The 15,140-nt window shown below is 52.1% G+C and carries 11 protein-coding genes and 1 pseudogene; 10 read left to right on the top strand and 2 right to left on the bottom strand.

Annotated features, from left to right (window positions below):
• Nucleotides 1–798: 798 nt before the first annotated feature.
• Entirely contained in the window at nucleotides 799–1,005 is a 207-nt protein-coding gene (locus A7Z06_RS03885) for a YbfA family protein (RefSeq protein ID WP_000424926.1), read from the bottom strand.
• A gap of 313 nt (nucleotides 1,006–1,318) precedes the next feature.
• Here A7Z06_RS03885 and kdpF point away from each other — a divergent pair, with 313 nt between their 5' ends.
• The 10 genes and pseudogenes from kdpF to potE all read left to right on the top strand — a co-directional run bounded on the left by kdpF (nucleotide 1,319) and on the right by potE (nucleotide 13,267).
• Nucleotides 1,319–1,408, top strand: coding sequence for a K(+)-transporting ATPase subunit F (gene kdpF, locus A7Z06_RS03880; protein WP_001365534.1), 90 nt, complete (start codon nucleotides 1,319–1,321; stop codon nucleotides 1,406–1,408).
• On the top strand, nucleotides 1,408–3,081 hold the full coding sequence (gene kdpA, locus A7Z06_RS03875) for a potassium-transporting ATPase subunit KdpA (RefSeq protein ID WP_000741168.1): 1,674 nt from the start codon (nucleotides 1,408–1,410) through the stop codon (nucleotides 3,079–3,081). The genes kdpF and kdpA overlap by 1 nt, the downstream gene beginning before the upstream one ends.
• 22 nt (nucleotides 3,082–3,103) lie before the next feature.
• Complete coding sequence (gene kdpB, locus A7Z06_RS03870; protein WP_000087974.1) at nucleotides 3,104–5,152, top strand: potassium-transporting ATPase subunit KdpB; 2,049 nt, start codon at nucleotides 3,104–3,106, stop codon at nucleotides 5,150–5,152.
• Nucleotides 5,153–5,160: 8 nt separating this feature from the next.
• A complete protein-coding gene (gene kdpC / locus A7Z06_RS03865; RefSeq protein WP_010346531.1) occupies nucleotides 5,161–5,733 on the top strand; it encodes a K(+)-transporting ATPase subunit C in 573 nt (190 codons plus the stop codon).
• Complete coding sequence (kdpD, locus tag A7Z06_RS03860; RefSeq protein WP_010346532.1) at nucleotides 5,726–8,410, top strand: two-component system sensor histidine kinase KdpD; 2,685 nt, start codon at nucleotides 5,726–5,728, stop codon at nucleotides 8,408–8,410. The genes kdpC and kdpD overlap by 8 nt, the downstream gene beginning before the upstream one ends.
• Nucleotides 8,407–9,084: a two-component system response regulator KdpE gene (gene kdpE, locus A7Z06_RS03855; protein ID WP_000186071.1), complete on the top strand. Its 678-nt coding sequence runs from the start codon at nucleotides 8,407–8,409 to the stop codon at nucleotides 9,082–9,084. Before kdpD ends, kdpE begins: the two co-directional genes overlap by 4 nt.
• Before the next feature lie 170 nt (nucleotides 9,085–9,254).
• Nucleotides 9,255–9,377: pseudogene (locus A7Z06_RS22370) on the top strand (TonB-dependent receptor).
• Nucleotides 9,344–9,448 (top strand): leader peptide SpeFL, encoded by a 105-nt coding sequence (speFL, locus tag A7Z06_RS21615; RefSeq protein ID WP_107164369.1) that lies wholly within the window; start codon nucleotides 9,344–9,346, stop codon nucleotides 9,446–9,448. The pseudogene A7Z06_RS22370 and the gene speFL overlap by 34 nt, the downstream one beginning before the upstream one ends.
• A 304-nt stretch (nucleotides 9,449–9,752) precedes the next feature.
• Nucleotides 9,753–11,951: an ornithine decarboxylase SpeF gene (gene speF, locus A7Z06_RS03845; RefSeq protein WP_001292419.1), complete on the top strand. Its 2,199-nt coding sequence runs from the start codon at nucleotides 9,753–9,755 to the stop codon at nucleotides 11,949–11,951.
• Entirely contained in the window at nucleotides 11,948–13,267 is a 1,320-nt protein-coding gene (gene potE, locus A7Z06_RS03840; RefSeq protein ID WP_000075809.1) for a putrescine-ornithine antiporter, read from the top strand. Before speF ends, potE begins: the two co-directional genes overlap by 4 nt.
• Before the next feature lie 222 nt (nucleotides 13,268–13,489).
• Here the strand turns inward: potE and pgm are convergent, their stop codons facing one another.
• On the bottom strand, nucleotides 13,490–15,130 hold the full coding sequence (pgm, locus tag A7Z06_RS03835; RefSeq protein ID WP_001297249.1) for a phosphoglucomutase (alpha-D-glucose-1,6-bisphosphate-dependent): 1,641 nt from the start codon (nucleotides 15,128–15,130) through the stop codon (nucleotides 13,490–13,492).
• Nucleotides 15,131–15,140 lie beyond the last annotated feature (10 nt).

Here is a 15,140-nt window from a genome sequence, read left to right as displayed (position 1 = left end):
TGCCGTCGAAAGACAGAACGGCTTCATTTACATAATATTCCGTCATAATGGAAAGAGTCCCTTTGAATAAAATATTTAATAATGGTTGTGATTTATTTTTCAGTCATGAAGGTGATATCTATCGCCGCTTTGCTGCTAATTTTACCTTTCCAGCCATAAACACTAAGAATATTAAGTGATTATCCATGTTTACAACGACCGGAACAGACACATCGTTATGTATTTAACAACCCCAATATATTCACCTTGCAAATAAAATCACTAGTAACAGACACGCTACCGCCTCCATATAAAAATGGCCTCTAATAAAACTGTATCTTGCATAGAAAAAGATGAAATATCGGGTGTATTTTAATTATCAACTATAACTCTTGAAGCTTTTTATTAACAGCAACACATCTTATCGCATTAGATATGTTAACAATAAATTATTCTTAACATATCAATAAAGTATATATTACTCTCTTTACTACCTGCTTTTATTGCGGTAGCGATATTAATAGCAAAATTCGGAATTTATTTAGATGCTGGAATGAGCAAAAGTGATAGCGACTTTCTCACTTTACCCTGAAGTTTCAGGAAAGTGTGTAATGGAGGATACAACCTAACTGGAGATTTCTGACGATATAGTCGCTTTGAGCGACAATGAAGGCGAGCGCATCCCGAGCTGTCCTTTGAAAGGATATTATCGAAACTTGATGCTAAAACAGTGATGAAATGAACAACGCCAAGGAATCCGTTGATGCAAAACCCCTAAACCAGCCCCCTAATACGAGGCTGGCTTAAACGCGCAGGCAATCAATAAAAATCACCAGTTGCCTTTTCGGCCTGATCCATCCACACCGGTTTCTCGCTGGTTTTCGACCAGACGCGATGCAGGTAGCTGTAAAAGCGGGCGCGGTCTTTCCAGAAAAGCATGAAAGGCAGCGCCAGAACGCCCGCTGCAACCGCATAAGTACGGCGTAAAAAGATAAGCCATGCAGGATATTCTCTGTAGAGTTCCATACTTTTCTCCCCCTTTTTGTATCTACCCGGTGAATGGCACCGGAAAAATGAATTTGTTTATCTGATGAAAATAGTACCGCCTTTTGTGTAATTTTACTACTCATCCGACCACTTATTTTTGCTTATTGATGGTTTATTTACATTCACCGTGTAATTAAGTTACATGAAAGTTAAATTAATACTAATCATTAGTTAAATCATGGCTTTTGCCATTTTTATACTTTTTTTACACCCCGCCCGCAGATTTTTGCGAAATCTTTGCAGCCAGAATTCTACCCTTCCGGTATCACTTTTAGGCCACTGGAGGTGCACTGTGAGTGCAGGCGTGATAGCCGGCGTATTGCTGGTGTTTTTATTACTGGGTTATTTGGTTTATGCCCTGATCAATGCGGAGGCGTTCTGATGGCTGCGCAAGGGTTCTTACTGATCGCCACGTTTTTACTGGTGCTGATGGTGCTGGCGCGCCCTTTAAGCAGCGGGCTGGCGCGGCTGATTAATGATATTCCTCTTCCCGGTACGGCGGGCGTTGAGTGCGTACTCTTTCGCGCACTTGGCGTCTCTGGTCGCGAGATGAACTGGAAGCAATATCTCTCAGCCATTCTCTGCCTGAACATGCTGGGGCTGGCGGTGCTGTTTTTTATGTTGCTCGGTCAGCACTATCTGCCGCTTAATCCGCAGCAGTTGCCGGGGCTGTCGTGGGATCTGGCGCTCAATACCGCCGTCAGCTTTGTCACGAATACCAACTGGCAATCTTATAGCGGTGAAACCACGTTGAGCTATTTCAGCCAGATGGCGGGTTTAACAGTGCAAAACTTTCTTTCTGCCGCCAGCGGGATTGCGGTGATTTTTGCCCTCATCCGCGCATTTACCCGCCAGAGCATGAGCACGCTCGGCAATGCCTGGGTCGATCTGCTACGCATCACGTTATGGGTGTTAGCCCCTGTGGCGTTGTTGATCGCACTGTTTTTTATTCAACAAGGTGCGCTGCAAAATTTTCTGCCCTATCAGCCGGTGACGACCGTTGAAGGTGTACAACAACTGTTACCGATGGGACCGGTAGCTTCTCAGGAAGCGATCAAGATGCTCGGCACTAACGGCGGCGGTTTCTTTAATGCCAACTCGTCGCATCCGTTTGAAAACCCAACAGCACTGACCAACTTCGTGCAAATGCTGGCAATCTTCTTGATCCCAACGGCGCTGTGTTTTGCCTTTGGCGAAGTGGCGGGCGAGCGCCGCCAGGGGCGCATGTTGCTGTGGGCGATGTCGGTGATTTTTGTCATCTGCGTAGGCGTGGTGATGTGGGCAGAAGTTCAGGGTAATCCGCATCTGCTGGCACTCGGCGCAGACAGCAGCATCAATATGGAAGGTAAAGAGAGCCGTTTCGGCGTGCTGGTCAGTAGCCTGTTTGCGGTCGTGACTACAGCAGCTTCCTGCGGTGCGGTGATTGCGATGCATGATTCGTTTACCGCTCTTGGTGGCATGGTGCCGATGTGGTTGATGCAAATTGGTGAAGTGGTATTCGGCGGCGTTGGTTCTGGCCTTTACGGCATGATGCTGTTCGTCCTGCTGGCGGTGTTTATTGCCGGGCTGATGATTGGTCGCACACCGGAATATCTGGGTAAAAAGATCGACGTGCGCGAGATGAAACTGACCGCGCTGGCGATTCTGGTCACCCCGACGCTGGTGTTGATGGGCGCGGCGCTGGCGATGATGACCGACGCCGGACGTAGCGCCATGCTCAACCCTGGCCCGCATGGTTTTAGCGAAGTGCTGTATGCCGTGTCATCCGCCGCTAATAACAACGGCAGCGCCTTTGCCGGCTTAAGCGCCAACTCACCGTTCTGGAACTGTTTACTGGCGTTCTGCATGTTTTTCGGTCGCTTCGGGGTGATTATTCCGGTGATGGCGATTGCCGGTTCGCTGGTGAGTAAAAAGAGCCAACCCGCCAGCTCCGGCACGCTGCCTACGCACGGCCCGCTGTTTGTTGGCCTGTTAATCGGCACCGTGTTGCTGGTTGGCGCACTGACCTTTATCCCTGCCCTGGCGCTTGGTCCGGTGGCGGAATATCTCTCCTGATGATCTTGAGTGAGCACTGAATATGAGTCGTAAACAACTGGCGCTATTCGAACCAACACTTGTCGTTCAGGCGCTGAAAGAAGCGGTGAAAAAATTAAACCCGCAGGCACAATGGCGCAATCCGGTGATGTTTATCGTCTGGATCGGCAGTCTGCTGACCACCTGTATTAGCATCGCAATGGCAAGCGGTGCGATGCCTGGCAATGCGCTGTTTAGCGCGGCAATTAGCGGCTGGCTGTGGGTCACCGTACTGTTCGCTAATTTCGCCGAGGCGCTGGCAGAAGGCCGCAGTAAAGCGCAGGCCAACAGTCTGAAAGGGGTGAAAAAAACTGCCTTTGCCCGCAAGCTGCGTGAGCCGAAATATGGCGCTGCGGCGGACAAAGTTCCTGCCGATCAACTACGTAAAGGCGATATCGTACTGGTAGAAGCTGGCGATATTATCCCCTGCGATGGTGAAGTCATTGAAGGCGGCGCATCGGTCGATGAAAGCGCCATCACCGGGGAATCGGCTCCGGTGATCCGTGAATCCGGCGGTGATTTTGCCTCCGTCACCGGCGGAACGCGTATTCTTTCTGACTGGCTGGTGATTGAATGCAGCGTTAACCCCGGCGAGACATTTCTGGATCGGATGATCGCAATGGTGGAAGGCGCACAGCGACGTAAAACGCCGAACGAGATTGCCCTGACCATCCTGCTGATTGCCCTGACCATCGTCTTTTTACTGGCAACCGCAACGCTATGGCCATTTTCTGCCTGGGGCGGTAACGCGGTCAGCGTAACGGTACTGGTGGCGCTGCTGGTCTGTCTGATCCCAACGACTATTGGCGGCTTGCTTTCAGCGATCGGCGTCGCCGGGATGAGCCGGATGCTGGGCGCGAATGTTATCGCCACCAGCGGACGTGCCGTTGAAGCGGCGGGCGACGTTGACGTTCTGCTGCTGGATAAAACCGGCACCATCACGCTAGGTAACCGTCAGGCGTCGGAGTTTATCCCCGCGCAGGGCGTAGAGGAAAAAACGCTGGCCGATGCCGCACAACTGGCTTCGCTGGCCGACGAAACGCCGGAAGGCCGCAGTATTGTGATCCTCGCCAAGCAGCGTTTTAACCTGCGCGAGCGCGATGTGCAGTCGCTTCACGCTACTTTTGTGCCGTTTACTGCGCAAAGCCGGATGAGTGGGATCAACATCGACAACCGTATGATCCGTAAAGGTTCTGTCGATGCTATTCGCCGCCATGTTGAGGCTAACGGTGGTCACTTCCCTGCCGATGTCGATCAAAAAGTTGATAACGTTGCGCGTCAGGGGGCCACGCCGCTGGTGGTGGTGGAAGGTTCCCGTGTGCTGGGCGTTATTGCACTGAAAGATATCGTCAAAGGCGGCATTAAAGAGCGTTTCGCCCAACTGCGTAAAATGGGCATTAAAACGGTGATGATTACCGGCGATAACCGTCTGACTGCCGCCGCGATTGCTGCGGAAGCGGGCGTCGATGATTTCCTCGCCGAAGCGACACCGGAGGCCAAGCTGGCGTTGATTCGTCAGTATCAGGCAGAAGGCCGTTTAGTGGCGATGACCGGCGACGGCACCAACGATGCTCCGGCGCTGGCGCAGGCAGATGTCGCGGTGGCGATGAACTCCGGCACCCAGGCAGCGAAAGAAGCGGGCAATATGGTGGATCTCGACTCCAACCCGACCAAGTTGATCGAGGTGGTGCACATTGGCAAACAGATGCTGATGACCCGTGGCTCGCTGACCACCTTCAGCATTGCCAACGATGTAGCGAAATACTTCGCCATTATTCCGGCGGCGTTCGCGGCAACGTATCCGCAGTTAAATACGCTGAACATTATGCGCCTGCATTCGCCCGACTCCGCCATTCTCAGTGCGGTGATTTTCAACGCCTTAATTATCGTCTTTTTGATTCCTCTGGCGTTAAAAGGCGTGAGTTATAAACCGCTTACCGCTTCTGCCATGTTGCGCCGTAACTTATGGATTTACGGTCTGGGTGGGCTGCTGGTGCCGTTTATCGGTATCAAAGTGATTGATTTACTGCTGACCGTTTGCGGTCTGGTGTGAGGGTTACCATGAGTGGATTACGTCCGGCATTATCGACATTTCTCTTTCTGTTATTGATCACTGGCGGTGTTTATCCGCTACTGACCACCGCGCTGGGGCAATGGTGGTTTCCCTGGCAGGCCAACGGTTCGTTGATTCGTGAAGGTGATACGGTACGCGGCTCAGCGTTAATCGGGCAGAATTTTACCGGCAACGGCTATTTTCATGGTCGCCCATCGGCAACGGCAGAAATGCCCTATAATCCACAGGCTTCTGGCGGGAGCAATCTGGCGGTCAGTAACCCGGAGCTGGATAAACAGATAGCTGCTCGCGTTGCCGCCTTACGGGCAGCAAACCCGGATGCCAGCACGAGCGTTCCGGTTGAACTGGTGACGGCGTCGGCAAGCGGGCTGGACAATAACATTACCCCGCAAGCGGCGGCCTGGCAGATCCCACGCGTCGCGAAAGCGCGTAATCTCAGCGTTGAACAACTCACGCAACTGGTCGCAAAATACAGCCAACAACCGCTGGTGAAATTTATCGGCCAGCCGGTCGTCAATATTGTCGAACTCAATCTGGCGCTGGATAAGCTTGATGAATAACGAACCCTTACGTCCCGATCCCGACCGTCTGCTGGAACAAACTGCCGCGCCGCATCGGGGGAAGCTAAAAGTTTTCTTCGGTGCCTGTGCAGGCGTCGGGAAGACCTGGGCGATGCTGGCAGAAGCACAGCGACTGCGGGCGCAAGGGCTGGATATTGTGGTTGGCGTGGTAGAAACCCACGGTCGGAAAGATACTGCCGCAATGCTGGAAGGGCTGGCTGTTCTGCCGCTAAAACGCCAGGCGTACCGTGGGCGGCACATCAGCGAGTTTGATCTCGATGCCGCCCTCGCCCGCCGTCCGGCGCTGATCTTAATGGACGAACTGGCGCACAGTAATGCGCCAGGTTCCCGTCATCCCAAACGCTGGCAAGACATCGAAGAGCTGCTGGAAGCTGGCATTGATGTTTTCACTACCGTCAACGTTCAGCATCTGGAAAGTCTGAACGATGTGGTCAGCGGCGTCACCGGAATTCAGGTACGGGAAACCGTGCCTGATCCTTTTTTTGATGCTGCCGACGACGTGGTGCTGGTGGACCTGCCCCCGGACGATCTGCGTCAACGGCTGAAAGAAGGCAAAGTCTACATTGCCGGGCAGGCGGAGCGCGCCATTGAACATTTTTTCCGCAAAGGCAATCTGATCGCCCTGCGCGAACTGGCTCTGCGCCGTACTGCCGATCGCGTAGATGAACAAATGCGCGCCTGGCGGGGGCATCCTGGCGAAGAGAAAGTCTGGCACACGCGTGACGCGATCCTTTTATGCATCGGCCATAACACCGGCAGCGAAAAACTGGTTCGCGCGGCGGCGCGGCTGGCGTCAAGGCTGGGGAGCGTCTGGCACGCGGTGTATGTTGAAACCCCTGCCCTGCACCGCTTACCGGAGAAAAAACGTCGGGCAATTCTCCGCGCCTTACGTCTGGCGCAGGAGCTGGGCGCAGAGACGGCAACACTTTCTGATCCAGCGGAAGAAAAAGCGGTAGTGCGTTATGCCCGTGAACATAATCTCGGCAAGATTATTCTCGGTCGCCCGGCCTCGCGCCGCTGGTGGCGTCGGGAAACGTTTGCTGACCGACTGGCGCGCATCGCCCCCGATCTCGATCAGGTGCTGGTCGCGCTTGATGAACCACCCGCCCGCACGATTAACAACGAGCCGGATAGCCGCTCTTTTAAAGACAAGTGGCGGGTACAGATTCAGGGATGCGTGGTTGCCGCCGCGTTATGCGCCGTTATCACCTTAATTGCCATGCTGTGGCTGATGGCGTTTGATGCCGCCAACCTGGTGATGCTGTATCTGTTAGGCGTGGTAGTGGTGGCGCTATTTTATGGGCGCTGGCCTTCGGTGGTCGCCACCGTCATTAATGTAGTGAGTTTCGATCTCTTTTTTATCGCTCCACGCGGCACGCTCGCCGTCTCTGATGTGCAATATCTGCTGACCTTCACGGTGATGTTAACCGTCGGACTGGTGATCGGGAACCTTACTGCTGGCGTGCGTTATCAGGCGCGGGTAGCCCGTTACCGCGAACAACGCACACGGCACTTATATGAAATGTCGAAAGCTCTGGCGGTGGGCCGCAGTTCGCAGGATATCGCCGCCACCAGCGAACAGTTTATTGCCTCCACGTTTCATGCCCGCAGCCAGGTATTGTTACCCGATGACAATGGAAAATTGCAGCCATTGACACATCCGCAAGGAATGACGCCGTGGGACGATGCCATCGCGCAGTGGAGTTTTGATAAAGGCCTGCCTGCGGGCGCGGGCACCGACACGTTACCCGGCGTGCCGTACCAGATTTTGCCGTTAAAAAGCGGCGAGAAAACCTACGGTCTGGTGGTGGTGGAACCGGGGAATCTGCGCCAGTTGATGATCCCGGAACAGCAGCGCCTGCTGGAGACGTTTACGCTGTTAGTTGCCAATGCCCTGGAACGCCTGACGCTGACCGCCAGCGAAGAACAGGCGCGGATGGCAAGCGAACGTGAACAGATCCGCAACGCCCTGCTGGCGGCACTTTCGCATGATTTACGCACTCCGCTTACGGTGCTGTTCGGTCAGGCTGAAATCTTAACGCTCGATCTGGCAAGCGAAGGATCGCCCCACGCCCGCCAGGCCAGCGAGATTCGCCAGCATGTGCTGAACACTACCCGACTAGTGAATAATCTACTGGATATGGCGCGAATTCAGTCCGGCGGCTTTAATTTGAAGAAAGAGTGGTTAACGCTGGAAGAAGTGGTCGGCAGCGCGCTGCAAATGCTGGAACCGGGATTATCGTCGCCCATCAACCTTTCTCTGCCAGAACCGCTGACTTTAATCCACGTTGACGGACCACTCTTTGAACGGGTGCTGATTAATCTGCTGGAGAACGCGGTGAAATACGCGGGTGCGCAGGCCGAAATTGGTATTGATGCCCACGTTGAGGGCGAGAAGCTACAACTGGATGTCTGGGATAATGGCTCCGGTCTTCCGCCAGGCCAGGAGCAGACGATATTCGATAAGTTTGCGCGTGGGAATAAAGAATCGGCGGTGCCGGGTGTAGGGCTTGGGCTGGCAATTTGTCGGGCGATTGTGGATGTACACGGCGGCACCATTACCGCGTTCAACCGACCGGAAGGTGGTGCCTGTTTTCGTGTTACACTTCCCCAGCAAACTGCCCCTGAACTTGAAGAATTTCATGAGGATATGTGACAAACGTTCTGATTGTTGAAGATGAACAGGCTATTCGTCGGTTTCTGCGCACGGCGCTGGAGGGCGATGGTATGCGCGTCTTTGAGGCCGAAACGCTGCAACGCGGCTTACTGGAAGCGGCAACCCGCAAGCCGGATTTAATTATTCTCGATCTCGGTCTGCCCGACGGTGATGGGATTGAGTTTATCCGCGACCTGCGCCAGTGGAGCGCGGTGCCGGTGATTGTGCTTTCCGCACGTAGTGAAGAGAGCGACAAAATCGCCGCGCTGGATGCCGGAGCTGATGATTACCTGAGTAAACCGTTTGGCATTGGCGAGCTTCAGGCTCGTCTGCGCGTCGCTTTACGCCGCCATTCAGCCACCTCCGCGCCCGATCCGGTGGTGAAATTTTCCGATGTGACCGTCGATTTAGCTGCTCGGGTGATCCATCGCGGTGAAGAGGAGGTGCATCTCACCCCGATTGAGTTTCGCCTGCTGGCGGTGCTGCTTAATAACGCCGGGAAAGTGCTCACCCAGCGCCAGTTACTCAACCAGGTGTGGGGGCCAAATGCGGTTGAACACAGCCACTATTTGCGGATTTATATGGGGCATCTGCGGCAAAAACTGGAACAAGACCCGGCTCGGCCTCGCCATTTTATTACTGAAACCGGTATTGGGTATCGGTTTATGCTTTGAATGTTTATTCATTTTTCATGCTTTAAATTTTAACCTTAGTTCTGCTGAAATATTATTCGGCCGAACTAAGGCACCTGCAAATAAAAAACAATGAACTCACAATCTCAAAACAACAAGACAACAATCTATTCTGGGTCATTGATGCTTAATGATTAAGCGATTTAGATTTGATTATTTTTTTGATCTTCTTCATAGATTAGAGACATTTCCTGGATAGAATAATTTCACCTTCAACTGATACAGAAAAAGGTAAAGGAAAATGGAAAATAATAACCGTGCAATGCCTCATATAAGGCGAACAACTCATATTATGAAGTTTTCCCATCGCAATAGCTTTGACTTTCATTTCTTTAATGCCCGCTAGTCTTCTGACTAAAGGGCACCTCAAAATACAGGTCTCCCTGTCTTTAAGCATAACAGGTTAATACCTGTATCCCCTGGTGCTCATACATTGCTAACCCTTTTATACCCTTATTAATTCAGATCGCTACGCCGCAATCTGTATAGGTAGAGTATTGCCAGTTACCGGGCTGGTCGGGTTATTGCATCTACAAAAAGCAAACTACTGATTTATTTATCAGGGGTGATGTTTTGCTTTTTTCCGGCGTTATCAATTTCTCTTTTGAGAAATTGAGGACCTGCTATTACCTGAAATAAAGAGATGAAAAATGTCAGAATTAAAAATTGCCGTTAGTCGTTCTTGCCAGAATTACTTTTCCACTCATCGTGTATGCGTGAATATTGAAGAAAGTAATTATATTGACGTTGCTGCCATTGTTTTATCGGTCGATGATGTTGAACGTGGAAAACTCGATGAAATAGACGCTACTGGCTATGGCATTCCTGTATTTATTGCCACGGAAAATGAAGAACATGTGCCTGCAAAATACCTGTCACGTATTTCGGGTGTCTTCGAACATTGCGAAGCGCGGAAAACGTTTTATGGTCGCCAGTTAGAAACCGCAGCCAGCCATTATGAAACGCAGCTGCGCCCGCCTTTCTTCCGCGCACTGGTTGATTATGTCAATCAGGGTAACAGCGCCTTTGATTGCCCCGGTCATCAGGGCGGCGAGTTTTTCCGTCGCCATCCGGCGGGTAACCAGTTTGTAGAGTATTTTGGTGAAACTCTTTTCCGTTCCGACTTGTGCAACGCTGACGTGGCGATGGGCGATCTGTTGATTCATGAAGGTGCGCCGTGTATCGCACAACAACATGCGGCAAAAGTGTTTAATGCCGATAAAACCTACTTCGTTTTAAACGGCACCTCCTCTTCAAACAAAGTGGTATTAAACGCACTGCTGACACCGGGCGATCTGGTGCTGTTTGACCGCAATAACCATAAATCTAATCACCACGGGGCGTTGCTACAGGCTGGTGCAACACCGGTTTATCTGGAAACAGCACGCAACCCGTATGGCTTTATCGGTGGCATTGATGCGCACTGCTTCAAAGAAAATTACCTGCGCGAACTGATTGCAGAAGTCGCACCGCAGCGGGCAAAAGAGGCTCGTCCGTTCCGCCTCGCGGTTATTCAGTTAGGCACCTACGACGGTACAATTTATAACGCCCGTCAGGTAGTGGATAAAATTGGTCATCTGTGTGACTACATTCTGTTTGACTCCGCATGGGTCGGCTACGAGCAGTTTATCCCGATGATGGCTGACTGTTCGCCGCTGCTGCTGGAGCTTAATGAAAACGATCCGGGCATTCTGGTTACGCAATCAGTCCATAAACAGCAGGCAGGTTTTTCCCAGACTTCACAAATTCATAAAAAAGACCGCCATATCAAAGGGCAACCGCGTTATGTACCGCATAAACGCATGAACAATGCCTTTATGATGCATGCCTCTACCAGCCCGTTCTATCCGTTGTTCGCGGCACTGGACGTCAACGCTAAAATGCATGAAGGCGTAAGCGGTCGCAATATGTGGATGGACTGCGTGGCGAATGGCATTGATGCACGCAAACTGATCCTTGAAAACTGTCATCATATTCGTCCGTTCGTTCCTGAACTGGTGGATGGCAAGCCATGGCAGTCATACCCCACCGCTGAAATTGCCAATGACCTGCGTTTCTTCCAGTTTGTACCAGGAGAACACTGGCACTCTTTTGAAGGCTACGCAGAAAACCAATATTTTGTCGATCCGTGCAAGCTGCTACTGACTACCCCAGGCATTGATGCACGTAACGGCGAATATGAAGCGTTCGGTGTCCCCGCAACGATTCTTGCTAACTTCCTGCGCGAAAATGGCGTAGTGCCGGAAAAATGCGATCTTAACTCCATCCTCTTCCTGCTTACTCCGGCAGAAGATATGGCCAAACTACAACAGCTTGTCGCCCTGCTGGCACGTTTCGAAAAACTGCTGGAAGATGATGCGCCTCTGGCGGACGTACTGCCTTCCATTTACAAACAACATGAAGCCCGTTACGCCGGTTATACCCTGCGTCAGTTGTGCCAGGAAATGCACGACCTGTATGCCCGTCATAACGTGAAACAACTGCAAAAAGAGATGTTCCGTAAGGAACACTTCCCTCGCGTCAGCATGAATCCACAAGAAGCTAACTACGCCTACTTACGCGGTGAGGTGGAGCTGGTTCGTCTGCCGGATGCAGAAGGGCGTATCGCAGCCGAAGGTGCCCTGCCTTATCCTCCGGGCGTGCTGTGTGTTGTTCCGGGTGAAGTCTGGGGCGGTGCAGTTCTGCGTTACTTCATTGCCCTGGAAGAAGGCATTAACCTGCTGCCAGGTTTTGCGCCGGAATTACAGGGGGTCTACATCGAAGAACATGACGGTCGCAAACAGGTCTGGTGCTATGTCATCAAATCAAGCGAACCACAAAGCGCCCTGCTGAAGGGAGAAAAATTATGAGTCAGGCTAAAGCGAATAAAATGGGCGTCGTGCAGTTAACCATACTGACGATGGTCAACATGATGGGTTCCGGCATCATTATGCTGCCGACCAAACTAGCCGAAGTCGGGACGATCTCGATTATCTCCTGGCTAGTGACGGCTGTAGGATCAATGGCGCTGGCCTGGGCCTTTGCAAAATGCGGTATGTATAGCCGTAAACCAGGTGGTATGGGGGGTTATGCCGAATATGCCTTCGGTAAATCCGGTAACTTCATGGCGAACTATACCTACGGTGTGTCGCTACTGATTGCCAATGTCGCCATCGCTATTTCCGCCGTTGGCTACGGTACTGAGTTGTTTGACACAACCCTTTCGCCTGTTCAGATTGGTCTTGCCACTATTGCTGTGCTGTGGGTATGTACCGTGGCTAACTTTGGTGGTGCACGCATTACCGGGCAAATCAGTAGCATTACCGTGTGGGGTGTCATTATTCCGGTAATTGGCCTGTGCATTATCGGCTGGTTCTGGTTCAGCCCGACGCTTTACGCTGACTCCTGGAATCCGCATCATGCGCCCTTCTTTAGCGCGGTTGGTTCTTCCATCGCCATGACATTGTGGGCTTTTCTCGGTCTGGAGTCTGCCTGTGCGAATGCTGAAGTGGTAGAAAACCCGGAACGTAACGTGCCAATTGCTGTTCTTGGCGGTACGTTGGGTGCGGCAGTAATTTATATCGTCTCTACTAACGTGATTGCCGGGATTGTGCCAAATATGGAGCTGGCAAATTCAACGGCACCGTTTGGTCTGGCCTTCGCGCAGATGTTCACACCGGAAGTCGGTAAAGTGATTATGGCGTTGATGGTGATGTCCTGCTGCGGTTCACTGCTCGGCTGGCAGTTCACCATCGCCCAGGTGTTTAAATCGTCTGCCGATGAAGGGTACTTCCCGAAAATTTTCTCCCGTGTAACCAAAGTTGATGCACCGGTTCAGGGAATGTTGACCATTGTGATTATCCAGAGCGGATTATCGCTGATGACCATTAGCCCGTCGCTGAACAGCCAGTTCAACGTGCTGGTTAACCTGGCCGTGGTGACCAATATCATCCCGTATATTCTGTCGATGGCAGCACTGGTAATCATCCAGAAAGCAGCGAATGTTCCGGCTGCTAAAGCGAAAGTGGCTAACTTTGTTGCCTTTATTGGTGCGATGTACAGCTTCTATGCGCTGTACTCGTCTGGGGAAGAGGCCATGCTGTATGGCTCCATCGTGACCTTCCTCGGCTGGACACTGTATGGTCTGGTATCACCCCGCTTTGAACTGAAAAATAAACACGGTTAATAAAGCAAAGTAAAAAAGGGCGATCGAATGATCGCCCTTTGGGATTATTAACAAAGTGCTCGTTGTTCATGCCGGATGCGGCGTGAACGCCTTATCCGGCCTACAAAATAGCGTAAATTCAATAGATTGCACTATCCTCGTAGGCCTGATAAGCGTAGCGCATCAGGCAGTCATAAGTAAAAAGGGCGATCTTCCGACCGCCCTTTTTCTTATTTAATATGTTTACGCGTTTTTCAGAACTTCGCTAACAATCTCGACTGCTTCTTTCTCGATCTGCTTGCGATGTTCTTCACCGAGGAAGCTTTCGCAGTAGATCTTGTATGCGTCTTCCGTGCCTGACGGACGCGCGGCGAACCAGCCGTTGTCAGTCATCACTTTCAGACCGCCAATAGAAGCACCGTTGCCCGGAGCAGCAGTCAGGCGCGCGGTAATTGGGTCACCAGCCAGAGTGCTGGCGCTCACCATTTCCGGAGACAGCTTAGACAGCGCCGCTTTTTGTGCGGAAGTCGCAGCTGCCTGCAAGCGGTTGTAGCTCGGCGCACCAAAGCGTTTCGCCAGTTCGTTGTAGTGTTCCTGCGGGTTCTTACCGGTGACTGCGGTAATTTCCGCAGCCAGCAGACACATGATGATGCCGTCTTTATCGGTTGACCACGGCGTACCGTCGAAACGCAGGAAGGAAGCCCCCGCGCTCTCTTCGCCGCCAAAGCCGAAGCTACCGTCGAACAGACCATCAACAAACCATTTGAAGCCTACCGGTACTTCTACCAGCTTGCGCCCCAAATCGTTGACCACACGGTCGATCATCGCAGAAGAAACCAGCGTTTTACCCACGGCAACATCTTTACCCCACTGCGGACGATGCTGGAACAGGTAGTTGATTGCCACCGCCAGGTAGTGGTTCGGATTCATCAAACCTGCCGGAGTGACGATACCGTGACGGTCATAATCCGGGTCGTTAGCAAACGCCAGATCGAACTTATCACGCAGTGCCAGCAGGCCCGCCATCGCACACTCAGAAGAGCAGTCCATACGGATCGCGCCGTCTTTATCGAGGTGCATAAAGCGGAAGGTTTGATCGACCTGATCGTTAACGATGGTCAGGTTGAGGTTGTAATATTCGCCAATGCGCTTCCAGTATTCGATACCGGAACCGCCCAGCGGATCAACGCCCAGCGTCAGGCCAGCTTTCTGAATCGCCGCCATATCAACGATATCCGCCAGACCTTCCACAAACGGCTGCACCAGATCCTGCTCTTTCACATGACCGGATGCCATCGCTTCGTCGAGGGAGATACGCTTCACGCCTTTCAGGCCATCAGCCAGCAGTGCGTTAGCTCTGTCTTCCACCACTTTAGTGACGTTGGTATCAGCCGGGCCACCATTTGGCGGGTTGTATTTGATACCACCATCTTCCGGCGGGTTATGGGACGGCGTAATCACGATACCATCTGCCAGCGGGCCACCTTTTTTGTTGTGAACCAGAATGGCATTGGAAACGGCAGGCGTCGGAGTGAAGCCATTGTTTTCCTGCACAATAACGTCTACACCGTTCGCTGCCAGCACTTCCAGTACGGAAATGAACGCAGGTTCGGACAGGGCGTGAGTATCTTTACCCACATAGCAAGGGCCAGTGATGCCGTTTTTCGCACGTTCTTCAGCAATTGCCTGAGCGATCGCCAGAATGTGCGGCTCGTTAAAGCTGTGGCGCGCTGCACTGCCACGGTGACCGGAAGTACCGAATTTCACCGCATGCTCCGCATTCCCTGCTTCTGGTTTCAGTACATAATATTGCGCCGTCAGTTGGGCGACGTTAATCAAATCACTCTGTTGTGCAGGTTGACCTGCACGATTGTGGATTGCCATTGCTTTGTCC

Origin of the sequence: Escherichia sp. MOD1-EC6819 (genome assembly GCF_002965765.1) — a bacterium.
GTDB lineage: Bacteria > Pseudomonadota > Gammaproteobacteria > Enterobacterales > Enterobacteriaceae > Escherichia > Escherichia ruysiae.
The sequence above is the reverse complement of the archived record's forward strand: the minus strand, read 5'-3'. Positions and strand labels throughout refer to the sequence as shown.

Bases quoted from the DNA above. Each gene is read 5' to 3' on its own strand.
- potE (WP_000075809.1), top strand. From the start codon at position 11,948: ATGAGTCAGGCTAAAGCGAATAAAATGGGCGTCGTGCAGTTAACCATA.
- kdpB (WP_000087974.1), top strand. From the start codon at position 3,104: ATGAGTCGTAAACAACTGGCGCTATTCGAACCAACACTTGTCGTTCAG.
- pgm (WP_001297249.1), bottom strand. From the start codon at position 15,130: ATGGCAATCCACAATCGTGCAGGTCAACCTGCACAACAGAGTGATTTG.
- kdpA (WP_000741168.1), top strand. From the start codon at position 1,408: ATGGCTGCGCAAGGGTTCTTACTGATCGCCACGTTTTTACTGGTGCTG.
- speF (WP_001292419.1), top strand. From the start codon at position 9,753: ATGTCAGAATTAAAAATTGCCGTTAGTCGTTCTTGCCAGAATTACTTT.
- speFL (WP_107164369.1), top strand. From the start codon at position 9,344: ATGGAAAATAATAACCGTGCAATGCCTCATATAAGGCGAACAACTCAT.
- kdpC (WP_010346531.1), top strand. From the start codon at position 5,161: ATGAGTGGATTACGTCCGGCATTATCGACATTTCTCTTTCTGTTATTG.
- A7Z06_RS03885 (WP_000424926.1), bottom strand. From the start codon at position 1,005: ATGGAACTCTACAGAGAATATCCTGCATGGCTTATCTTTTTACGCCGT.
- kdpD (WP_010346532.1), top strand. From the start codon at position 5,726: ATGAATAACGAACCCTTACGTCCCGATCCCGACCGTCTGCTGGAACAA.